Annotated in this window: 20 protein-coding genes; 10 read left to right on the top strand and 10 right to left on the bottom strand. The window is 66.8% G+C overall.

Annotated elements, in window-relative coordinates; translation table 11 throughout:
- The first annotated feature begins 5 nt into the window (after nucleotides 1-5).
- From VFW04_01440 to VFW04_01430, 3 genes are all read left to right on the top strand, one after another.
- The gene (locus VFW04_01440) at nucleotides 6-1,601 is read left to right on the top strand and encodes a methylmalonyl-CoA mutase family protein (protein ID HEX5177966.1); all 1,596 of its coding nucleotides are present in this window, start codon (nucleotides 6-8) and stop codon (nucleotides 1,599-1,601) included.
- Between the two features lie 543 nt (nucleotides 1,602-2,144).
- Nucleotides 2,145-4,757 (top strand): serine/threonine-protein kinase, encoded by a 2,613-nt coding sequence (locus VFW04_01435; protein HEX5177965.1) that lies wholly within the window; start codon nucleotides 2,145-2,147, stop codon nucleotides 4,755-4,757.
- A gap of 107 nt (nucleotides 4,758-4,864) precedes the next feature.
- Entirely contained in the window at nucleotides 4,865-6,175 is a 1,311-nt protein-coding gene (locus tag VFW04_01430; GenBank protein ID HEX5177964.1) for a hypothetical protein, read from the top strand.
- A gap of 64 nt (nucleotides 6,176-6,239) precedes the next feature.
- Here VFW04_01430 and VFW04_01425 read toward each other — a convergent pair whose 3' ends face one another.
- Nucleotides 6,240-8,690 carry an ABC transporter permease gene (locus VFW04_01425; GenBank protein HEX5177963.1) on the bottom strand — a complete coding sequence of 817 codons (2,451 nt, stop codon included), beginning with the start codon at nucleotides 8,688-8,690 and terminating at the stop codon, nucleotides 6,240-6,242.
- Between the two features lie 233 nt (nucleotides 8,691-8,923).
- Between VFW04_01425 and VFW04_01420 the strand changes: the two genes are divergently transcribed.
- From VFW04_01420 to VFW04_01410, 3 genes are all read left to right on the top strand, one after another.
- Entirely contained in the window at nucleotides 8,924-10,780 is a 1,857-nt protein-coding gene (locus VFW04_01420) for a hypothetical protein (GenBank protein HEX5177962.1), read from the top strand.
- 153 nt (nucleotides 10,781-10,933) lie between these two features.
- Nucleotides 10,934-11,473: a CBS domain-containing protein gene (locus tag VFW04_01415; GenBank protein HEX5177961.1), complete on the top strand. Its 540-nt coding sequence runs from the start codon at nucleotides 10,934-10,936 to the stop codon at nucleotides 11,471-11,473.
- Nucleotides 11,474-11,539: 66 nt separating this feature from the next.
- Complete coding sequence (locus VFW04_01410; protein ID HEX5177960.1) at nucleotides 11,540-14,017, top strand: ABC transporter permease; 2,478 nt, start codon at nucleotides 11,540-11,542, stop codon at nucleotides 14,015-14,017.
- A gap of 170 nt (nucleotides 14,018-14,187) precedes the next feature.
- Here VFW04_01410 and VFW04_01405 read toward each other — a convergent pair whose 3' ends face one another.
- From VFW04_01405 to VFW04_01385, 5 genes are all read right to left on the bottom strand, one after another.
- Complete coding sequence (locus tag VFW04_01405; GenBank protein ID HEX5177959.1) at nucleotides 14,188-14,676, bottom strand: SRPBCC domain-containing protein; 489 nt, start codon at nucleotides 14,674-14,676, stop codon at nucleotides 14,188-14,190.
- Nucleotides 14,673-15,014, bottom strand: a complete 342-nt coding sequence (locus VFW04_01400; protein ID HEX5177958.1) for a metalloregulator ArsR/SmtB family transcription factor — start codon at nucleotides 15,012-15,014, stop codon at nucleotides 14,673-14,675. The genes VFW04_01405 and VFW04_01400 overlap by 4 nt, the downstream gene beginning before the upstream one ends.
- A gap of 131 nt (nucleotides 15,015-15,145) precedes the next feature.
- Entirely contained in the window at nucleotides 15,146-15,463 is a 318-nt protein-coding gene (locus VFW04_01395) for a hypothetical protein (GenBank protein HEX5177957.1), read from the bottom strand.
- Between the two features lie 116 nt (nucleotides 15,464-15,579).
- Nucleotides 15,580-16,551: an alpha/beta hydrolase gene (locus VFW04_01390; protein ID HEX5177956.1), complete on the bottom strand. Its 972-nt coding sequence runs from the start codon at nucleotides 16,549-16,551 to the stop codon at nucleotides 15,580-15,582.
- A 2-nt stretch (nucleotides 16,552-16,553) separates the two neighbouring features.
- Nucleotides 16,554-16,859 carry a GNAT family N-acetyltransferase gene (locus VFW04_01385; protein ID HEX5177955.1) on the bottom strand — a complete coding sequence of 102 codons (306 nt, stop codon included), beginning with the start codon at nucleotides 16,857-16,859 and terminating at the stop codon, nucleotides 16,554-16,556.
- 174 nt (nucleotides 16,860-17,033) lie between these two features.
- On the opposite strand from VFW04_01385, the gene VFW04_01380 reads away from it, so the two are divergent.
- Nucleotides 17,034-17,405 carry a hypothetical protein gene (locus VFW04_01380; GenBank protein ID HEX5177954.1) on the top strand — a complete coding sequence of 124 codons (372 nt, stop codon included), beginning with the start codon at nucleotides 17,034-17,036 and terminating at the stop codon, nucleotides 17,403-17,405.
- A gap of 266 nt (nucleotides 17,406-17,671) precedes the next feature.
- Here VFW04_01380 and VFW04_01375 read toward each other — a convergent pair whose 3' ends face one another.
- The 4 genes from VFW04_01375 to VFW04_01360 all read right to left on the bottom strand — a co-directional run bounded on the left by VFW04_01375 (nucleotide 17,672) and on the right by VFW04_01360 (nucleotide 19,161).
- On the bottom strand, nucleotides 17,672-17,992 hold the full coding sequence (locus tag VFW04_01375; protein HEX5177953.1) for a hypothetical protein: 321 nt from the start codon (nucleotides 17,990-17,992) through the stop codon (nucleotides 17,672-17,674).
- A gap of 33 nt (nucleotides 17,993-18,025) precedes the next feature.
- Nucleotides 18,026-18,370 carry a hypothetical protein gene (locus VFW04_01370; protein ID HEX5177952.1) on the bottom strand — a complete coding sequence of 115 codons (345 nt, stop codon included), beginning with the start codon at nucleotides 18,368-18,370 and terminating at the stop codon, nucleotides 18,026-18,028.
- The gene (locus tag VFW04_01365) at nucleotides 18,367-18,726 is read right to left on the bottom strand and encodes a DUF5674 family protein (GenBank protein HEX5177951.1); all 360 of its coding nucleotides are present in this window, start codon (nucleotides 18,724-18,726) and stop codon (nucleotides 18,367-18,369) included. The genes VFW04_01370 and VFW04_01365 overlap by 4 nt, the downstream gene beginning before the upstream one ends.
- 63 nt (nucleotides 18,727-18,789) lie before the next feature.
- Nucleotides 18,790-19,161, bottom strand: coding sequence for a hypothetical protein (locus VFW04_01360; protein HEX5177950.1), 372 nt, complete (start codon nucleotides 19,159-19,161; stop codon nucleotides 18,790-18,792).
- Nucleotides 19,162-19,705: 544 nt separating this feature from the next.
- Here VFW04_01360 and VFW04_01355 point away from each other — a divergent pair.
- The 3 genes from VFW04_01355 to VFW04_01345 all read left to right on the top strand — a co-directional run bounded on the left by VFW04_01355 (nucleotide 19,706) and on the right by VFW04_01345 (nucleotide 21,096).
- A complete protein-coding gene (locus VFW04_01355; GenBank protein HEX5177949.1) occupies nucleotides 19,706-20,071 on the top strand; it encodes a metalloregulator ArsR/SmtB family transcription factor in 366 nt (121 codons plus the stop codon).
- A 10-nt stretch (nucleotides 20,072-20,081) separates the two neighbouring features.
- Complete coding sequence (locus VFW04_01350; protein ID HEX5177948.1) at nucleotides 20,082-20,564, top strand: SRPBCC domain-containing protein; 483 nt, start codon at nucleotides 20,082-20,084, stop codon at nucleotides 20,562-20,564.
- A 100-nt stretch (nucleotides 20,565-20,664) separates the two neighbouring features.
- The gene (locus tag VFW04_01345) at nucleotides 20,665-21,096 is read left to right on the top strand and encodes a VOC family protein (protein ID HEX5177947.1); all 432 of its coding nucleotides are present in this window, start codon (nucleotides 20,665-20,667) and stop codon (nucleotides 21,094-21,096) included.
- Nucleotides 21,097-21,107 lie beyond the last annotated feature (11 nt).

Here is a 21,107-nt window from a genome sequence, read left to right as displayed (position 1 = left end):
TCCCCATGGCATCGCCCGTTCCCGATCGCGCCACGCCGTCCGGCATTCCCGTGGCGCCCGTGTATCATCCGTCCGACGCGCCCCTCGATTACGCCCGGGACCTGGGCGAGCCGGGCGCGTTCCCGTTCACGCGCGGCGTGCAGCCCACGATGTACCGATCGCGCCTGTGGACCATGCGCCAGTACGCCGGCTTCGGCACAGCGGACGAGACCAACCGGCGGTTCAAGCTGCTGCTCGAGGCCGGGCAGACCGGGCTCTCGGTGGCGTTCGACCTGCCCACGCAGATGGGCTTCGATTCGGACTCGCCGCGTGCGTTAGGCGAAGTGGGACGCGTCGGCGTGGCCATCGACACGGTGGACGACATGCACCGGCTGCTGGCCGATCTGCCGTTGGACACGGTGTCGACGTCGATGACGATCAACGCGACGGCGGCGACGCTGCTGGCGATGTACCTGGTGGTGGCCGAAGAGCGCGGCGTGCCGTGGACCCAGGTGAGCGGGACGATTCAGAACGACATCCTCAAGGAGTACATCGCGCGAGGGACGTACATCTATCCGCCCGGGCCGAGCCTCGCGCTGATCACCGAGATGTTTGCGTTTTGCGCCGAGCAGGTGCCGCAGTGGAATCCGATTTCCATCTCGGGATACCACATCCGCGAGGCCGGGGCGACGGCGGTGCAGGAATTGGCGTTCACGTTTGCCAACACCGTGGAATACGTGTCGCGGGCGGTGCAGGCCGGGCTTGCGGTGGACGCGTTCGCGCCGCGGCTGTCGTTCTTTTTCGCGGCGCACAGCGATCTGTTCGAGGAAGCGGCGAAGTTCCGCGCGGCGCGGCGCATGTACGCACGCATCATGCGCCAGCGGTTCGGGGCGTCGGAGGCGAGCGCGCGGCTCCGGTTCCACACCCAGACCGGCGGCGTGACGCTCACGGCGCAGCAGCCGCTCAACAACGTGGTGCGCGTTGCCGTGCAGGCGCTGGCAGCCGTGTTAGGCGGGACGCAGTCGCTGCACACGAACGGATACGATGAGGCCCTCGCGCTGCCCACCGCCCAGGCGGCGACGCTGGCGCTGCGGACGCAGCAGATCGTGGCGTACGAATCCGGCGCGACGGCGACGGTGGACCCGCTGGCCGGGAGCTACTACGTCGAGCGCCTAACTGACGAATTGGAGTCGCGGGCGGACGCCCTCTTGCGCAGCGTCGACGAAATGGGCGGCGCCGAACAGGCCATCGCACGCGGGTTCTTCCAGGACGAGATCGCCAAGAGCGCGTACACGCTGCAGCTGCGGATCGAGCGCGGAGAATCCGTGATCGTGGGCGTGAACAAGTTCAGCGATGATCAGGAGCCTCCAGTGGTCCCGTCGCCCGACTACTCGGCGCTCGAGCGCGAGCAGGTGGCCCGCGTGCGCGCAGCGCGGGCGGCGCGGAACGACGCCGCCGCGAAGCAGGCGTTAGGCGAGCTCAGGAACGCCGCCGAGTATGCCGACGGTGCCGTTCAGGCGGCCGTGGTGCCGCACATCGTCGCGGCAGTGCGCGCGCGCGCCACCCTCGGCGAGATCTCGGATACCCTCGCGTCGGCGTGGGGAACGTATCAGCCTGCGTGACTCACGCCTAACGTGGGAAAGCCGGCATCTACGCTCATGAAGACGCGGACACGGCACGGACACAAGTGACACGACAGGACAATAACCAAGAGTCTTTTTTGTTGTTGCTCTGTCCGTCGTGTCCGTGCCTTGTCCGCGTCCTCATGAGCGTAGATGCTTCCGTGGTCTCCTGGTGCGCGCGAAACGAGTCCAGACGTCGCCCTCGTTCGAGTTTGCCCTCAGCCGGATTCCGGGATGAGATGCACCGATCGACCGGTGCGGCACCGGCCGCCCAGTAGAAGCCTCGCCATTTCGCGCGAATCTCTGCCCGGTTCGGTGCTGCCAGCAGGCCGCGATGGCAACCACCCATCAGCACAGCCGAAGGGCCCAGCAGCTCAGCGTCCGATTTGACCCCCGGCGCGGGTTGCACATTTCCATTAAAAACACTTACTGTAGAGATGAGATTTTCCTGCTAAATCGCAGTGATGAACCGGACGCCCGCGCCTGGCTCGCGTCTCCTCTGAATCGACGTTCAACCTCGACGATATCCGCAGTTCGCACGGCGTGGCGGCCGCTCCGGTCCGGCCGCCTGGCCGTCAATGCTTCCTCGAAGGAGCACGCGTGGAGCAGTCCGTCAGCAGCAGCCCTTTCACGACCTTGGAGTCTTCACTCCGCGGACGGTACGCCGTTCGACGTGAGCTGGGTCGCGGCGGCATGGCGACGGTCTACCTCGCCCACGATGCCGAGCGCGATCAGCTCGTAGCCGTGAAGGTGCTCCTGCCGGAACTGGCCGTGAATCTCGGCATCGATCGGTTCCTTCGTGAGATCGAAGTCGGCACCCTGCTCCAGCACCCGCACATCGTCGGCGTACTCGACTCCGGCCAGCTCGAGGGCACGCTGTACTACACGATGCCCTTCGTGGACGGGTTATCGCTGCGCGAGCGGCTGCAACGCGAGAAGCAGCTCCCGATTTCGGATGCGATCACGATCGCGCGTCAAGTGGCCGATGCGCTGGACTACGCGCACTCGAAAGGCGTGATCCATCGCGACATCAAGCCCGAGAACATCCTGCTGAGCCCCGACCATGGCGCCATGGTCGCGGATTTCGGCGTCGCCCGCGCGGTGTCCGTGGCCGGCGGAGACACGATCACGCGCACCGGAATGACGGTCGGTACGCCAACCTACATGGCGCCAGAGCAGGCGATGGGAAGCCGCGACGTCACCCCGGAGGCCGACATTTACAGCCTGGGGTGCGTCATGTACGAGATGCTCGCCGGGCAGCCGCCGTTCACCGGGCCCACGGCGATGGCGATCTTTGCGCGCCACTCGCTCGACAATATTCCGAGCCTCCGAATCGTCCGCGGCACGGTGCCCGACGCGGTGGAAGACGCGATCATCCAAGCGCTGGCGAAGGTCCCGGCGGACCGGTTCCGTTCGGGCCGCGACTTCGCCACGGCGCTCACCGACGACGAGGGCGCAGCGCGCCGCCGGCGCGCAGCGGCGGCAGCGGTAGCGGCACCCGAGTTCGCGCCGCCGGCGGCGCTGCCGCGCCGCAGGCGATGGATGCTGGGCGCGTTGGCGACCATGATCGTGCTCATCGTGGCGGGATGGTTCGCCTGGCCGCACATCCGCGCCGCCGCCGTACCGGCAGGGCTCTCGGGGGACTACGCGAAGCAGAACATCGCGGTGATGTACTTCGACGATCGGAGCCGCGGCGGATCGCTGCGCTACCTCGCCGACGGCCTAACGGAAGCGCTCATTGACGAGTTGAGCGCCGTCCCGCAGCTCAAGGTCACGTCGCGCAACGGATCGGCGGCGTTCAAGGGCAAGGATGCGATTCCGACCGACAGCATCGCGCGCGCGCTCAAAGTAGGCACGGTGGTGAACGGCACGGTCGAGCTTGCAGAGCCGGGGCGAGTGCGCGTCACCGTGCGGCTCGTCGACGCGCTCAGCGGCACGCAAATCGACAAGACGGTCATCGAGCACCCCATGGGCAGCTCGCTCGACCTGCAAGATTCGGTGGCGCACACAGTGTCGCTGTTTCTCCGCAAACGCCTGGGGCAGGAAGTGCAGGAATTGGTCTCCCGCGTAGGCACACGCAACGAGGCGGCGTGGGACGCGCTTGAGCATGCGCGGCAAACGGAATCCGAGGTGGATGCGCTGGTACGTGCGCACGACGTGCCGGCGGCCGTGGCCAAGCTCTCGGCGGCGGACACGGCCCTGGCGGCAGTCGAGTCCATTGACAAGAGCTGGCCCACGCCGAGCGTCGACCGGGCGTGGCTCGGCTTCAAGGCGGCGCGGCTGGTGGGCCCGTCCGACTCGAATTTCACCAGATGGATCGACGCCGGACTCGCCGATGCCGCGCGGGCGCTTTCGCGGGCGCCTAACAACATCGACGCGACCGAGGCGCGCGGCACGCTGCACTACCTGCAGTGGCTGTACAACCTTGCGCCTAACCCGGCGGCAGCCGACGCGTTGATGGCGTCGGCCGAGCGCGATCTGCGCACCGTGACGCAGGCCAACGACCAGCGGGCCTCGGCGTGGAACACGCTGAGCCACCTGCTCATCAACAAGGGACAGCTCGCCGAAGCCAAGCTCGCCGCCGAGAACGCGTACAAGGCTGACCCGTATCTGACTGATGTCGACAAGACCATCCTGCGGCTCTTCCTCGCGTCGCTCGACCTCGGCATTAGACCGGAGGCCGAGCGCTGGTGCACGGAAGGCCGGACGCGATTCCCGCAGAGCTATCGCTTCACCGAATGCAAGCTCTGGCTCTATGCGCTGCCCGCGCCCACGCCGCCCAACATGGCCGAGGTCTGGAAGACCTACGACGAGTACGTGGCGGCGAGTCCGGCGAACGTGCAGGAGTTCGACAAGTTGAAAGGGAAAATGATGGTCGCCCTGGCGCTCGTTCGCGCCGGACAGATGGATAGTGCTGCCTCGCTGGCCAAGGCATCGGAGGGCGACCCGCAGATCGATCCCACCGGCGAGCTGACGAACTACGCATCGATCGTGTTTGCGCAGAGCGGTCACAAGGATGCCGCGATCGCGCTCGTTGCCCGGTTCCTGGCGGCGAACCCGCAGCAGCGTGCGTTTGCCGCCAAGGATGAATCGTGGTGGCTCAAGGACCTTCGTTCGGATCCGCGCTACCAGGCCCTGCTCAAGGGAGCCAACTGATCGTCCTGCGCGGCCCCGTCCGATACCGCCTAACGGAGTAGTTTTTTTCACCAGGACGTGCGTTGCACCAGCACGTTATTCCCGCAGTTCCGGAGACTTTTTAACTCATGCGCTACCTCACTACGGTTGGGTTCGTCGCTGCATCGGTGTTGGCCCTCACGGCCTGCGGCGACACGGCCCGGCCTTCCGCGACCGCCGCACCACGGGCCGACGTCACGGGCCCGCTCGCCGTCAGCTGCAACTTCACGACGCTCAAGCAGAACGCCCGCTCGTATGCCGCATCGAACAAGGATGCGCTGTTCACCATCATCGGCGACCTGCAGTCGTTGTCGAAGAGCGGTCCGAACGCGGCGGCCACGGACAGGGCGTTCGACGGACTGTCGCGTCTCGCGGCCATGCGCGGCACGAGCGCACAGGCGAGCGGCGCGACGGGCGCCGTGTTCAACGCGCTGACGACCGGGTTCCTGGGCTGCATGGAGAGCTACATCACCGCGACGATACCGGGCGACTTCACGGTGGCCGGCGCCCTGGGACCGGGCTGGCTGTACGAGGTGCGCGGCAAGGACGCCTCGGATGGTTCGTTAGGCGCGTACGAGCGCGGCACGACGCCCGACTGGGCCGCCGAGGCGCCGGCAGGCTGGGGCGCGTCGATCAGCGCCGCCTCGCAGGCGAAGCGGTTCCTCGTTTACGGGTCGCAGATCACGGACTTCCTGACCAACGATCCGGAGGTCGGCAGCTCGTTCGAGCTGCGCACGATCCCCACCATTGCGTCGGGCGTGCTTGCGTTCTCGTCGCCGCTCACCATCGGAGTGTGCAACATCGACGTCACGCCGACGCTGCGCGTACAGCACGTCGACGCGATTCTGCCGCTCCGGCCGCTCACCTGCAGCGCGCCGCCGGCGTTTGCCGCCGCCGCCACGCGGAGCACGCGGTTTCTGGCTGCGCTCGCCCGGCAGGCCGCGAACCTGGTTACGCCTAACACCGCCGAAGCCGCGTTCAAGCTCGGCGCAATCGGCGGAGGCGCCAGCGAGCTCAGTCCCAGTGTGGTGATCGACATGCAGCGGGTGACGCTGTCGTTCGTGAAGGGAATTGCCAATGGCACCAACAGCGCGCCCCTGGCCGATGCCAACGGCAACCCGATTCAGGTCGCGGTCACGACGCTCAACGGCACCCCACTACCAAACGTGGTGGTGACGCTGAGCATCGTCGGCAACAGCAGCTCGATCGCGTTCTTCGCCGATGGCACGAGCACACCGAGCGCGACGGTAACGCGGACCACCGGCGCCGATGGGATTGCCACCTTCACCGGCGTCTCGTTGACGAAAGCCGGCGGATATCAGCTCAGCATAGCGGGAAGCTTCGACGGTGTAGCGGGCGCGCCCGTTGCATCGAACTCCTTCAACATCCAGAACAAGTAGACGAGCCTCACCGGTCGGGAGGGAGATCGCGTGTGCGATTTCCCTCTCGACGCTCTGCTACCCATCACTCGGCGCGGAACGCCCTCGCTGGATCGATGCGGCTTGCGCGTCGCGCGGGCAGGAAGGCCGCGAGTGCGCCGATCGCCAGCAGCAGCGCCGGCGCGATCAGGAACGCCGCCGGATCGAACGCCGCCACCCCGAACAACAGCGACTGGAGTGCGCGGGCCGCTGCCGCCGCCACGAGGAGGCCGATCGCGGCGCCGATCCCTACCAGCATCACGCCGTCGCGCATGAGCAGCCGCACGACGCTGTCGGGCCGCGCGCCGATCGCCAGCCGGATGGCGACCTCGCGCGAGCGCCGCGCGACCGCGTAGCGCACCACGCCGTAGACGCCGATCATCGCCAGGATGAGCGCCAGCGCGGCGAAGAGGGCGAACGCCACCGCGCCTAACCGGGCCGGCAGCAGCTGCGTCCCGAGCAGCTGTGCCATCGTTTTCGCCTGATAGATGATGAAGGACGGATCGAGCGCCCGCAGCACGGCGAGTACGCGCGTCGTCGCGGCGGCCGCGTCGCCGCGCGAGCGCACGACGACGTTCAGGAACGGCGTCACGTCCTGCGTGTACGCGGCGATGATGAGCGGCCTCGGCGCTTCGCCTAACGAACGGACCTTGGTCGTCTTGACGATGCCGATGATGTGATACTCGAGAGAGTCGCTGCGGAAGGTCCGGCCGATCGCGTCGCCGCCGGACCAGAATTTGTCCGCCATCGCCTGATTCACCAGCGCCACCCGCTCGCGCGCCGGCGTGTCCGACGAATTGAACACCCGCCCGCGCACCAGTGTGAGGCCGGCGGCGTCGAAGAAGCCGGAATCGGCGCTCGTGTAGTCGATGTCGAACGCCGTGTGGCCGGGCGGCGGCTGGACGCCGTCGACGCGGATGCGCTCGGAGTTGTTGCCTAACGAATTGAGCAGCATGTCGCTGATCACGCCGGCGCCGCTCACGTCGTCCAGCGCCCGTACCCGCCGCTCGATCTCCGCCACGGCCTGGGCCCGGCGCGCGGCAGGATATTGCTCGCTGGGCAGCGCCATCCAGACCAGACCGCCCGGCGCCGCGCCGAACCCGGCGTCCACCTTCGATTGCGCGGCGAAGCTGCGGAGAAACAGCGCCGCGGTGATGAGCAGCACCAGGGAGCCGGCCGTCTGCGCCACCACGAGTCCGCTCCGCATCGTGAACCGGCGGCCGCCGTTGCCGCCCGTGTTTTCGCTCTTGAGCGTCTCCACCACGTCGGGCCGCGTGGCTTGCAGCGCCGGCAACAACCCGAACAGCACCCCCGCCGCGACCGTCGTCGCGATCACGAACGCCAGCACGCGGCCGTCGATGCCGACGTCGAGGTTGATCGGCAGCGGAATGGGCAGGTTGGCCGTGAGGAGCACGTGCAGCGCGAGGCGCGAGAGCACAATGCCTAACGCTCCGCCCGCCGCCGCCACCGCCAGCGACTCGACCAGCAGCTGCTGCATCAGCGCGCGCCGCGTCGCGCCGATGGCCAGCCGGATCGCGATCTCGCGTCGCCGGTCCCGCGCCTGCGCCAGCAGAAAACTCGCCAGGTTCGCGCACGCGATGATCAGCACCAGACCCACGACGACCATCAGCGCCGCCGCCGCGGGCACCACGATGTCGTCGACGATCGGATTCACCGCGATGTGCGAGAGCGGAATGACGCGCACGCCCATGCCCGACGGCCACGAATTCGGGTACTCGCGCTGCATGTCCCGCACGTAGCGCTCGATCACCGCATTGGCCGCGGCGAACGACTGCCCATCGGCCAGCCGCACCTTCACAAAGAACGAATGATTGCCGCGCTCGGCGAGCTGGTCGTCGGGCGAGGGTTCGAGCTGATTGATCATCTGGATGGGGACGTACACCTTGGGCAGCAGGCCGGGGAGCAACCCCTCGACGGCCTTCGGTGCGACGCCGACGATCGTGTACGCGCGGCCGCCTAACCGCATCTCCCGCCCAACGACGTCGCGATGCCCGCCGAAGTCGCTCATCCAGTACGTGTAGCCGAGCACCAGGACCGGGTGCGCGCCGCGCGCGATGTCGTCCTGCGGTCCGAGGAGCCGCCCAACCGCGGGCTCGAGACCGATCAGCGGGAAGTAGTCGCCGTTGACGAGCTCCCCGGTGAGCGATTCGACGTGGTCGCCGGCGTCCCGCGGGAACATGCTGAACTGCTCGATCGCCAGCTGGCTGAAGACGCCGGCTCCTGCCTCGCGCAAGTCGCGCAGGTCCGGATACGAAAGTGGTCCCGAGATCTGTCCGTGATCGGTGAGATCCAGCTCCGCTACCCGTTCCGAATGGACGGTCGGCGTTTTTCGGAGGATCACCGCGTCGATCAAGCTGAACGCGGCGGTGTTGACGCCGATGCCCAGGCCGAGCGAAACGACTGCGATCATGGTGAAACCGATCCGCGTGCGAAGCCGGCGGAAGGCATACTGCAGGTCGCGAACGAGTCCGCTCATCGGAGTCTCCGGCGCCAGGTGGGGGGCGCGACGCGCGCCAGTACGACCACTCCTACGGAACGGGAAGGGGAGTGTTTCGCGGCCGGCGGTATTTCTATGGGGCGGTCGTCCTCTTATTGCTGGTGTTACTATGCTCCGCGTGCCAACGGTGCTCACGAAGGCGTGTGTGTCTCCGCGGAAGTAATCCGTTGCCTGCGGGTTACGGGCGTTTTGGCGGGGAGTCTGTCTGACGTATGGAGAGCGTCGAAGCCCAACCCGCCTTACTGGTGACCCGGCCCACTCGCTGGATGGCAATCCTCGTCGGTACTGTGGCGGCATTGCCGTATCTGAGCACGCTCGCCTACCCGTTCGTGTACGACGACGGCTCGATCATCGTCGCGAATACGGCGTTGCACACGCCCGCGGGATTGATCAAGGCATGGGCGCTGCCGTACTGGCCGCCGGCGGTATCCGGACCGGCGGGCCTGTATCGGCCGGTGGCGCAATTCATCTACGCGGCGCTCTGGAACGTCGGTGGCGGACGGCCGCTCGCGTTCCATGTGTGGGCCGTTGGCGTGCACATCGCCGCGGCGCTGGCGGTGTTCGCGCTGCTGGCGTTCGCGCTGGCGCCGAGGGTGGCGCTCTGCGGCGCGCTGCTGTTCGCGGTGCACCCGGTGCACGTCGAAGCGGTGGCGAGCCTCGTCGGCTCGGCCGACGTACTGGCAACGCTGCTGGCGCTCGGGTTCGTCCTCATTCTGTTAGGCGCACGAGATCGCGGCGCGCCCGACGAGCCGTTGGGTTGGCGGACGGCGGTGCTGCTCGGCGTCCTCTATGCGCTGGCCATCGGAGCGAAAGAAAGCGCGGCCGCGACACCTGCGTTAGGACTCGTCGCGCTCTGGGCGTGGCGCCCGGCCGCGGACGGCGCGTCCCGTTGCATGGCGGACGCGCTGCGTCGCGGCTGGCGCGTGTGGCTGGCCTGCGCGGCGGCGCTCGCCGTGATGACGATTGCGCGCGGCGCGGTGCTGGGCGAATGGTCGCCGCCGGCCGGCATGATCGCCGACGGCATCGCCGGCGTGTCCACCGCGGCGCGATTCTGGACGATGACATCGGCGTGGCCCACCGTCGCCGCGCTGCTGTTCTGGCCGGCGCATCTCATGATGCACTACGGCCCGTCGGCCATCCCGACGCAGCATGCGCCGACGCTGCGCGCCGGCGCGTCGTTAGTCCTGGTGATTCTGTGCGGTGTCGCCGCCGCCGTGCGACGAACCGACCGGCGGCCCGCGGCGGCGCTGGCGTTCATTCTGTTAGGCTACTTGCCGGCATCGAACCTGCTCGTACCCACCGGCCAGCTGCTTGCCGAGCGCACATTGTACCTGCCGTCGGTCGGCGCCGTGATGCTGCTTGCCTGGATGCTCGGCGCCCTCACCGACCAACTGGCGCGGCGCGCCATCCGCCGCGCGCCCAGGCTGGCGGCGGCCGCCGTCGCACTTGTCACGATCGCCGGCCTCGTTCGCACGACCGGCGACGCGGGCGTGTGGCGCAGCGAAGACGCGTTGTTCGCGTCGGGCATCGCCGCCGACCCGCGCGCCTTCCATCCGCGAATCCAGCTGGCGCGCTGGTATGGGCGCCACGGGCAGGAAGCGCTGGCGCTGGCGGAGATGGATACCGCCGTCCGGCTCGCGCCTAACAAGGAAGACCTGGCCTTCGAGTATGCCACGCATCTGCTCGCGGACCATCGCGCCGCAACGGCACTACCGGTGCTGGCGCAGGCGAGCGCGGCCAACGACACGTCGACCCGGCTTCGCCTCACGTATCTCACGACGCTGCTCACGGTGCGGGGCCCGCGCGCGGTCGTGGACGAAGTCACCGCGCACAATGGCGTCGCGGAAGCTGGGGGCGGCCCGCTGCGGTTCGTCGTGCTCGGCAATGCCTACGAAGAGTTAGGCCTCGCCGACTCGGCAGTCGCCGCGTACGGCGCCGGCGTGGAGCAAGCGCCGAGGAACGCGTCGATACGCATGGTGTTCGCGCGCGCCCTGGACGCCGCCGGTCTAACCGATGCAGCGCGAGCGCAGCGTGACACGGCTGCGCGCCTGGGGCACGACGGCGGCTGATCAGCCGCGGGCCTGGACACCGTGGCTCGACCTGCCGTCGGCCTGAGGCAGATCGAGCCGCACCGATGGGCCGCGTGTAGCCGCGCACGGAGCTTGCGACGCTGATGTCCCGCACGCTGTGCTGTAATCCACGCGACAACAAGGCGGTGTCCCATGCTGAAGGTGTCCGACATCATGACCAGAACGGTGCTCACGGTGGAGCCCGAGACCACGCTCCGCGACGCGGCCGAGCTCTTTTCGGCGAAGCACATCGGCGGCGCGCCGGTGTGCCGGGGGAACAAGGTGGTCGGCGTCATCTCGTTGGGCGACATCATCGACTTCACCACCAGCGCGCCCGACGAGGTGGTTGCGGACGCCGGCACGTCGCCGACCGACGGCGGCGACGCCTCGGAACGCCAGGATCGCGCTGCGGCGTCGTTCTACATGGATCTGGCCGACGACGATGCCGACGTCGACGATCGGATGCGCGACCCGGAGTTCGTCGAGCGGCGCTTGTACGACGAGCACGTGGTCGAGGAAGCGATGTCGCGCAACCCGATCGGCGTTGCGCCTAACGACAGCGTGGTCACGGCCGCGGATGTGATGCGGCGCCGCGGCGTCCATCGCGTCCTCGTTCTCGACGGCGGAAAGCTGGAAGGCATCGTCAGCACGATGGATCTCGCCCGCGCGCTGGCGGATCGGGCGATCGGGTGACGCACGTGAAACACGCGACCGCCGGCACTCGTAGTCCGGGTGTCTTCACACACCCGAGACTCTTCCATGGGCCTGCCCTCGTCGCTCAGGCACTCCTGGCGCTCGCTTCGCCGCGCGCCCGGATTCAGCGCGTCCGTCATCCTCACGCTCGCCATCGGGATCGGAGCGGCGACCGCCATCTTCGCGGTCGTCGACGCCGTGCTCTTGCGGCCGCTTCCGTATGGCGATCCCGGACAGCTGGTCGGCGCCTGGTTTCACATCCCGTCCGTTGGACTCAATCAGGCACAGCAGACGAAGGGCACCTTTTTCACGTTCCAGCGCTACGCCCACACGATTTCGGGCATCGCTGCCTACCAGTCGAACTCGGTCGATCTCGTCGATCCGCAGGGGAGCGCTGAGCCCGCGCACCTCGACGACGCGCAGGCGACCGCGAACCTGGCGCAGGTGCTCGAGGTGCCGCCCGAGCTCGGACGCTGGTTCTCAGCCGAGGAGGATCTGCCTAACGGAGCCCGCGTTGCCGTGCTGAGCGATGGGCTCTGGCGGTCGCGCTACGGCGCCGACCCCAAGGTGATCGGGAAGACCGTCCTGATGTTTGGCCGCAGCACCGAAATCATCGGCGTCATGCCCGCGTCGTTCCGGTTCCCCGACAACACGACGAAGCTCTGGGTGCCGCTGCGCCTCGATCCGACCGATCCCCAGAGCGGCGGCTTCAACTACAACGCGGTCGCGCGGCTCAAGCCCGGCGTCACCATCGAGCAGGCCGAGCGCGACTTCAAGGCCGTGCTGCCGCGGTTCGCCGACGTCACCCCGATGATGGTGCAGGGGGTCACGACGCAGATGGTGCTGAACCAGGCCAAGCCCGTGCCGTTTCTCACGCCGCTGCGGCAGGATGTGGTCGGCGATGTCTCTCGCACGCTCTGGATGATCGCGGCCACGGCCCTGCTGGTGCTGCTCGTGACGTGTACCAACGTCGCCAACCTGATGCTCGTCCGCGCCGACGCCCGGCATCGCGAATTCGCGGTGCGGGCCGCGTTAGGCGCCGGCCGCCGCCGCGTGGTCGGACAGTTCTTTGCCGAAGCCATCGTGCTGGCGTCGGTGGCCGCCGTGTTGGGGTTAGGCGGCGCATGGGCCGGCGTCCGGGTGCTCGTCGCCGGCGGACCGACCGGGATCCCGCGCCTGAGCGAGATCCACGTCGGATGGCAGGTGGTCGCCTTCACGGTCGTCACGACGGTGCTCGTCGCGTTCGCCTGCAGCCTCGTGCCCGCCGTGCGATTCCTCCGGGGCCCCGTCTACTCCGGACTGCGCGAAGGCGATCGCGGCGGCACCACCGGCCGCGCGCGCCAGCGGGCCCGCAGCCTGCTCGTCGGCGCGCAGATCGCGTTCGCCCTCGTCGTCCTCGCGACCTCGGGACTCCTGCTCAGGAGCTTCGAGCGCCTCATCACGGTGCGTCCGGGCTTCGATGCCGGCGGCCTCGCCACGCTCTGGATCACCGCGCCGCACCAACGCTATCCCAACGACACCGCCATCGTCCAGTTCTATTCCCAGGTCGCACAGCGGGCCGCCGAGATCCCGGGCGTGACATCCGTTGGCCTAACGGCACATCTCCCGCTCGCCGGCAACGGCATGAACTGGGATCCGACCTACGCCGAAGGCAATGTCGCCGATCGAACGAAGATTCCCCCGCTCGCGATCTACAGCATGGTCGACAGCGGCTATTTCTCGACGATGCACATGCCGATCCTCGCCGGACACGGCTTCGGTGACATCCGGCGCCAGAGCCCCGGCGAAGTGGTCATCAGCCGCACGGCGGCGCGCGTGTACTTCCACGACTCGACCGGCGCGAACGCGCTCGACAAGACCGTCCGCGAGCTGCCGACGAGCGTACCGCTGCGGGTGATCGGCGTGGTGGGGGATGTTCGCGATACGTCGTTGGCCGCACCGCCGGCACCCGAGATCTACCAATCCGAGTCGGTTGGGAGCGACACCACGTTCGGCGGCGTGCAACAGACGATGGCGCTCGTGGTCCGCACGCACGAAAACGTGGTGACAACGACTCGGGCCATGGAAGCGGTGGTCCACGACATCGATCCCACGCTGCCGACGTTCGACGTCGCGACGATGCGCCAACTGATGGACAAATCGATGGCGCGCCTCACGTTCACGATGATCATCCTCGGCGTGGCGGCGGCGGTGACGCTGATCCTGGGCGTGATCGGCCTGTACGGCGTGATCGCCTATATCGTGACGCTCCGGCGCCGCGAGCTCGGCGTCCGCATTGCGTTAGGCGCGCAACCGGCATCGGTGGCGGCGATGGTGACGAGGCAGGGACTGGCGCTCGGTGTCGGCGGCGTGGCGGTGGGACTCGTGCTCGTCGCCATCGTCGCGCGGTTCCTCAGGTCATTCCTCTTCGAGATCGGGCCGACCGACCCGGTGACGTTGGGCGGCGCGACGGCGGTGCTCGTGTTCTTTGCGCTCGCGGCGAGCTGGATTCCGGCCCGGCGGGCGGCGCGGGTGAACCCGATCGAGGCGATGCGCGGGGACTGACGCACGCCTAACGAAAGGCGGCGCCGCCGCGGCCATAGCCGAACGGTCGGGCTTGTCATCGCCCGCCGGCGCCGCTCACCGCGCGCGGTTATCCGTTCCGCCGGAACGCGTCGGAGCCCGCGGCAGCCCGCACGCGCCCCGGTCGTACGGGGCGCGCGTGAGGCACGCGGTTATTTCATGGACTGCACGTGCGCCACGAACTGCTCGAGCGCGATCTCCGTCCCTCGCCGCCAACCCGACGCTTTGTTTTTCTCGAAGTCGGCTTCGTCCCGGTGCAGGGCCGTGAACACGTAGCGCGTTCCGGTTCCCACGGTTTCCATCGTCATGATGGCCGTGATCGGAACGTCGTCGAAGATCGCTGGGCGATAGCCGGGGAACAACATGGACGTCCAACTGAGCCGCTCCGTCGGAATGACTTCCAGGAAGCAGCCGAGGTTCGGGGCCTCGCGTCCGTCTGCCGTTCGGATGTCGATGCTGAATTTGCCGCCCGGTCGCAGGTCCATTTCACACTTCGATACGGTGCCCCACGGCTTGGGCATGTACCACTCCTTGAGGTGTTCCGGCTTGGTCAACGCTTCCCACACCAGGCGCTTGGGCGCGTCGATGAAGCGTTCGATGACGAAATCACGTTTCGGATCGATCGTGGCTTGGGCGCTCATCGTGTCGACTCCCGTTCCTTGAGGTGTTTGACGTATCTGTCGAACCGGTCTAACCGGGCTTCCCACGTTTTCCTCCGCTCCGTTAGCCAGTGCTCGGCGACCTTGAATCGTTCGGGGGTGATCTCGTACGTCCGGACCCGTCCGCGCTTCGTCGATTTCACCAGCCGGCTCCGCTCGAGCACCGACAGGTGCTGCACGAACGAGGGCAGCTTCATGTCGAACGGCGCTGCCAGCTCGCTGACCGTGGCTGGTCCCGATGACAGGTGCTCGAGGACTTTCCGCCGAGTCGAGTTGGACAGGGCATAGAACACATCGTCGGCGACTGCGGATTGCATCATTGCGACACCGCTGGCTGGTTGGGTGGCGTGGTCGTACGGAGGGAAGGTATCACGAGGCCATACTAAGGTCAATACCTAAGTATTTGTGGACATGAATCAAGACTATCGAGCGGCGTGTGGTGGCGCGATGACTACCTGGCCTTCGTTCCTGCCAATTTGATGTGCACCACCGACTCGGTCGACCCAACCTTGTAGTACGCCGACTCGGTGCCGACGAGCTTCGCGTCGCGCAGGTATAGCACACCATGAATCGTGACCGTCGCGTCCTGGCGGGCAGTGCTGGCGTATGGCCCTGCATCCATGATGATGCTGTCGGCATCGGTGCGAACGCGCAGTGCGATCGGCGTCGTGTGGTTTGGATACAGAATGGACCAGCCGGCGGTGTCGGCGGTCGCCGTCATCTCGTACGTCACGAGTGTCGAGTCGTTCGCGGCATTGGTGGCTGTCATCGTCCACGTTCCGGCGAGCTCGGCCAGCTGGAGCGGAGAGCGGGCGTCGTTCTTACAGGCGACGAGGGCGAGTGCGGCGACAGCGAAACGTGAAAGTGGCGGCCTTCGCCGGACCTTCATTTGTGCAGTCCGGCCACGAACGACGCAATTGCGTCTACGAGTCCTGTCGCGAGCGGAACATCGGGTCCCTGGTAGCTCGCCATCTGACCGGCCATGTCTGCAGGCGTTTGCTTGAGCACGTGGTTCATGCCATCGATGCGCGCCATCTGACAGCGCGGGTTGGCGCGCTCGAGCAGATCGGCCTCCGAGGGCGCAACTTGTAGATCATGCGAGCCCTGCACGATGAGGCACGGGATCTCAAGCCGAGCAATTTCGGACTGCCCGGAGTATCGAAACCAGGAAATCAAGTACGGCTGGACGCTCGGGCGGAACAGCGCGGCCAGCGCGGGTGGCGTCGAGTCGGTGACGAGGCCGCGCGTTAGGCGGTCCAGTATCGTGTCGCTTTCCGCCATGAGCGGCGCCGGCAGCCGCGGCACAAGCTGATCGTGGAGCACTTCGTTCGCCGGACGCGCCGGGCCCTCGAGGGAGATGTAGGCGGCCGCGGGAGCGGTGTGGAGCGCCAGCAGCGCGAGTAAGGCGCCCTCGCTGTGACCGGCGACGATGACACTCGAGAAGCGGTGGTCGTTCGAGAGGAAACGCAGCCAAGCCGCGACGTCATCGGCAAACATCTCGAACCGGAGCTCCGCCTCGGAAGGCGCCGCAGAGACGCTGCCACCCACCCCGCGCTTGTCGACGCGCAGCGTCGCGATGTGTTTCGTCGCCAGTGCTTCGGCAAGCTGCCGGAGCGACGACGGGCCAACGCCTCGTTGGTTTCCATCGCGGTCCGTTGGGCCCGATCCGGCGACCAGGAGCACGACAGGCATCGGGCCGGTCGGCCGCGGAATGAGGAGCGTGCCGGCGAGCTCACCGTGCGCTAACGGAAGCGTGACGGCTTCGCTGGACGCGGCGGCCGTGTCCTGCGCCTGCAGAAAACCCGCGGCAGCGAGCGTGAGGCTCGCGGTGAGCGCCGTGCTTGCGATCAAGTCCAAAATCAGCTCCCGTGGTTAGAGATGAAGAACAGGTACTGGTTAGACGGCGCAGCCCGCTGCGACCCCAGCAGCACTTTCCGAAACTGCACCACGCGACCGACCTCTTCGTAGCCCAGTTGGTTGTGCGCGGCGTGGCTCACCGAATTGTCCAGCAGCGCGTCCGAGGCCATCTCGCTGTAGCCACGGGCCACCGCCCACGCTTCAGCTGCCGCTATCAGCGTGCGACCGTGCCCCTGGCGTCTCGCATCCGGGTCGACATACCACGCTTCGATGAGTGGCCGCCGAGTACTCAGGGAAGAGTGCCACACTCAAGCGGAGCCACTCCGTCCAGTCGCCGTCGTCATATGGCCGAATCTTCATCGAAAGGTGGCATCCGCCTAACGCCCAACCAGCGGCGGCGGTCGCAGCGGTCGGCGTCGGGCCCTCGATAATGGTGTCGAGACGACAGGCGCGCAACCTGATGCTCCAGGATCGGCCCGAGCATGCTGGAACTGACGATACAGGCGACGGACGTACCATCTGAGAGAGCGATCCCGTATCGCACGTTCACCTATTCCTTTGGCGAGCTCCGTACGTGGATAGAGCGCGAGCAGGAGGCCGCTCTCCATTTCAAAGAACGCCGCCGCGCCGGCCGCGTCCTCGGCCGTTGCCTCGAATTCAGTAGCGACGATGCCCTTCGTCGGAAGGCCGAGGCCGTCGCGGTAGAACGCGACGGCCCGTTCGAGGTCGCGCACCGCCAAGGTGATCACGTCGAGATGAGGTTTCATGGTCGCTCGGATTCGCTGGTCGGTCTGGTCGGGAGCGAGCCCGCGAAAACCGTACCTCGCCGCGACCACGCGGCGACACGTCGTTAGGCGAGCCTCAGGCGCCCATCGGCAATCATCGCCGGACAGAAACAAATGGAGCTCCCTACTATAGTATGGTCGGAATGCGAATGCGCAGACCCCCGTCGCGGACGGTGCGCATTAGACCGACTCTCTCGCCTAACGGCTCGGCGCTGAGGGACAGGAAAGACTGGCAGTTGCGCGCCTACCTGCCTGCCGCAAGCGCATCACCGAGTTTTTGCCTACAAAGTAGGTAGAAACTCTGTGATGAAGCGCGTGACCACGCCGACACGTACTCACGACCTCGTCGCTCGTTGCATGACGAGGACCACGCCGACCGCGGCAACGAACGCGACCGCCGTCAGCACATCAAAGCGCCGTTTCCGCGTGAGGAGCGCCGTGAGTTCAGGGTCGTCGAGTGCCAGGTATCGCTTGCCGCGGACGAACTGCACGAAGGCAATCGAGTGGACGGACTTCACCCGCAATGCATCCCACGTGGCGGGATGGCGTTCGCGGATGCGAGCGCCGGCCCGGCGCAGGAGGACAGCGTCGACGGGCAGGACAACCAGAAAGTACAGGGCCAGAATCGCGACCAGGACAGCGTCACTTGGTCTCATGGTCGGAGCGCGAAGTGAGTGTCAGCGGGCCAACTACGGTGCGTGCCGTCGCGCCGCGATCGCGAAGTGCAAGAAGTAGCGGGACAGACCAGCGGCTGAATCCGGAGAGACCGATTCGTCGAAGAACAGGCGGCAGAACTCGGATCGTGCTCGCAGGATCTCGCGCCGACGCGCACCTCGCCAGCGGTTGTCCGCTGCCGTCAAGTCGAACAGTTCGAGCGCGCGCGCGAGCGCACCGTCGAAACGGTTACGATTCCCCGCGTTGTACGCTCGGATCGCCCGGTCGACCTCGCTCCCGACGTGTGCGAGCTGCTCCACGAGTTCCAGCGTGTTCCAGCGCCGCGCCGCGTCGGCATGGAGCATCGTGTTGGCGCTCATGCGTCCGGCACCAGTGTGTGGACGACACGCCGGATGGTCGCGCGCGTGTTTTCGTCCTCGACGGATCGGCTGCGATTGTTTTGTGAGGGGCGCACGTTGATCACGGAGTCAAACTCGATCCAATCCTCGCCGGCTTCAGCAGGGTAGAGGTTTATTCCCCACAGGTCGTGCTGCTGCGAGCCATCGTCCAACAGGAGGGCTTCTTCATCCGAGTGCAACTCGCCGCTGACAGCCATGATGCCGCGCGCGATGTCGACGACCGCCTTGACGAGGTCGCCGAAGCGAGATGCGGCAAGGGTCGTCAGTTCCGAACGTGAGATCGGAGCACGGACGATGCGCGGTTGGTCTGGGTTCATGGCCACGCAAGATAACGAAGCGTTCGTTCCGGGCGAGGAACCGTCAAGTCCGGGGACGCCGGTTCAACGCACGCCGTGAACGAATCCCGATAGCCACGCGAGGACGAGCGGCGCCGCCAGCAGCGTGTAGAAGCCCAGTCGTGCGAGCACGTACGTGACCGGCTCGCAAAACCAGGACGCCCACCATCCTGCAGCCGTGATTCCGCCAGCAAGGACTTGCAGGGCAACGATGCTCCGAATTGCGCGCTGCTCGATCGGCGGCTGAAACCGCCGGCGCCCAAGGTCCTGGAGTAGCGTGGCGAACAGGGTAAACAACCATCCCCCGCCGAACCCGAACGCGATAGCATGCTTGGGTTCGCGCGTGATCCATATCGCCCACGCGAGCAAGACGCACCAAAACGTGAGCGCAGACAGGAGACAGCGGCGGCTCGCCATGCGCAATGATCGCTGATCCGAGCAGGGCTTGCCAGGGCGAGCTCCCATATGGTAGGCCGCTCGCGCTTGTCCGGTGGAAGAATTCGTTAGCCAGCGTGGTCGAGAATGAAACGCGCACCGGCATCCTCGCCCTCGAAGTACGCCAGCCGTCCGGGAATGCAGGAGAGGAATGTACCGATGCCGCGCCCCACGACCAACGCGAGCGCCTCCTCGAGCGGAAGTGCGCGAGGCCGACTCGGAGCTTCGCGCGCCCTTTCGCGCTCGCCAGGAGGCTGCGGAGCCGCGCTTTACGTTCGGGCCGCACGAACGCGTCCACCAGAGCCGAACCCGAATGTTCAGCGCTCATGACCAAGAGTGATGTTGTAGGTGGCTAACGCTGTGGCATAAGCTGCGCGCCTCCAAAGGCGCGAGCCGGTCCATCGGCCGCCGAACACCGACACAACGGATTTTGACCCGTTAGGCGTCAATGCCCACGGCGAGCCTCACGAGTCCTTCGCGGCCACCCCTTGCGCGCCGCGACCGCGTGCGTTAAATACTGAACCGTATGGTTCAGTATACGACCACCCGCCTTGATGCCTCGTTCGCGGCGCTCTCGGACGCCACGCGGCGCGGCGTGCTCGAGCAGCTCGGACGAACCGACGCGTCGATCACGGACCTCGCCGAGAAGTTCCACATGACGCTCACGGGCATGAAGAAGCACGTCGGCGTGCTGGAGCAGGCGGGGCTCGTCACCACGAAAAAGGCCGGGCGCGTGCGGAAGTGCCAGCTGGGCCCGCGCCGCCTGGAAGACGAGACGGCCTGGCTCGAGCGGTATCGCCGGCGCTGGGACGAACGCTTCAACGAGTTGGACAAGATTGTCGAGGAACTTTCACGAAAGGAGAAGAGCGATGAACGCAAAAATCGAACGTAAGCCCGGCCCCGTGAAGAACCGCACTACCGTAGAACGGACGTCGGATCGCGAGGTGGTTGTCACGCGGACCATCAATGGCCCGGCGCGCATCGTGTTCGAGGCATTTACCAAGGCCGAGCTGCTCAAGCGGTGGTGGGTGCCCAAGTCGATCGGCATGACGCTGCTGTCCTGCGAGGTGGATGCTCGTGTCGGAGGCAAGTACCGATTGGTATTCGACGCGAGCCCCGAGCCGGTCGCGTTCTTCGGCACGTATGTCGAAGTCAAGCCGTATTCGCGCCTCGCGTGGACCAATGAGGAAGGTGGCGAGGCCGGCCCTGTCACCACGGTGACTTTCGACGAGCAGGGCGGCAAGACGCTCGTGGTCCTGCGCGAGAGCCATCCTTCGAAGGAAGCGCTCGACGCTGCCGGCACCGGAGCAGCCGATGCAATGGTCGAGACGTTCGACCAGCTGGACGAGCTGCTCGTCGCTCTGGGTGAAAGCTCGGGACAGTAACGGCGAGGGTGATCGGGCCGGGAGTCATTTCTCGAAGGCAGCGACACGCGTTCGCTGTTATCATTCGACCGGCCCCACACACCTCAACCTCCGGACCCCGATGACCACGACTGCGCCAGCACCCGCCTCCACGCCGACCCTTCATGCGACCGGCATGGGTTGTTCGCTCACTTGCAAGAACGTCGAGGCGTCGATCCGTTGGTACCGCGATGTGTTAGGCTTCATCGTGGCGCAGACGTTCGATCGCGATGGAAAAGTCGCCGGCGCCGCCATGAGTGCGGGCGACATTCGGATCATCCTGAACCAGGATGACGGCAAGCTGGGCTGGGACCGCATCAAGGGGCAGGGGCTCTACCTCCAGCTCAACGTCAACGGACCCGCCGATGTCGATGCTGCCGCGGCGCGGATCAAGGCTGCCGGGGCAGGGACGCTCCTGGATGAGCCGGCCGATCGCCCGTGGGGCGTGCGCATGTTCCACTTCAAGGATCTCGACGGGTTCAAGCTCGGCGTATCCACGCCGCTGACGAAATGAATCTCGGCGAG

It is taken from the genome of Gemmatimonadaceae bacterium (genome assembly GCA_036273715.1).
Classification (GTDB): Bacteria; Gemmatimonadota; Gemmatimonadetes; order Gemmatimonadales; family Gemmatimonadaceae; genus JADGGM01.
This window is presented reverse-complemented; position numbering and strand designations above follow the sequence as displayed.

Excerpts from the sequence above, each read along its gene's own strand:
- VFW04_01440 (HEX5177966.1), top strand. The coding sequence starts at position 6 with ATGGCATCGCCCGTTCCCGATCGCGCCACGCCGTCCGGCATTCCCGTG.
- VFW04_01430 (HEX5177964.1), top strand. The coding sequence starts at position 4,865 with ATGCGCTACCTCACTACGGTTGGGTTCGTCGCTGCATCGGTGTTGGCC.
- VFW04_01425 (HEX5177963.1), bottom strand. The coding sequence starts at position 8,690 with ATGAGCGGACTCGTTCGCGACCTGCAGTATGCCTTCCGCCGGCTTCGC.
- VFW04_01420 (HEX5177962.1), top strand. The coding sequence starts at position 8,924 with ATGGAGAGCGTCGAAGCCCAACCCGCCTTACTGGTGACCCGGCCCACT.
- VFW04_01415 (HEX5177961.1), top strand. The coding sequence starts at position 10,934 with ATGCTGAAGGTGTCCGACATCATGACCAGAACGGTGCTCACGGTGGAG.
- VFW04_01410 (HEX5177960.1), top strand. The coding sequence starts at position 11,540 with ATGGGCCTGCCCTCGTCGCTCAGGCACTCCTGGCGCTCGCTTCGCCGC.
- VFW04_01405 (HEX5177959.1), bottom strand. The coding sequence starts at position 14,676 with ATGAGCGCCCAAGCCACGATCGATCCGAAACGTGATTTCGTCATCGAA.
- VFW04_01400 (HEX5177958.1), bottom strand. The coding sequence starts at position 15,014 with ATGATGCAATCCGCAGTCGCCGACGATGTGTTCTATGCCCTGTCCAAC.
- VFW04_01395 (HEX5177957.1), bottom strand. The coding sequence starts at position 15,463 with ATGACAGCCACCAATGCCGCGAACGACTCGACACTCGTGACGTACGAG.
- VFW04_01380 (HEX5177954.1), top strand. The coding sequence starts at position 17,034 with ATGCTGGAACTGACGATACAGGCGACGGACGTACCATCTGAGAGAGCG.
- VFW04_01375 (HEX5177953.1), bottom strand. The coding sequence starts at position 17,992 with ATGAGACCAAGTGACGCTGTCCTGGTCGCGATTCTGGCCCTGTACTTT.
- VFW04_01370 (HEX5177952.1), bottom strand. The coding sequence starts at position 18,370 with ATGAGCGCCAACACGATGCTCCATGCCGACGCGGCGCGGCGCTGGAAC.
- VFW04_01365 (HEX5177951.1), bottom strand. The coding sequence starts at position 18,726 with ATGAACCCAGACCAACCGCGCATCGTCCGTGCTCCGATCTCACGTTCG.
- VFW04_01360 (HEX5177950.1), bottom strand. The coding sequence starts at position 19,161 with ATGGCGAGCCGCCGCTGTCTCCTGTCTGCGCTCACGTTTTGGTGCGTC.
- VFW04_01355 (HEX5177949.1), top strand. The coding sequence starts at position 19,706 with ATGGTTCAGTATACGACCACCCGCCTTGATGCCTCGTTCGCGGCGCTC.
- VFW04_01345 (HEX5177947.1), top strand. The coding sequence starts at position 20,665 with ATGACCACGACTGCGCCAGCACCCGCCTCCACGCCGACCCTTCATGCG.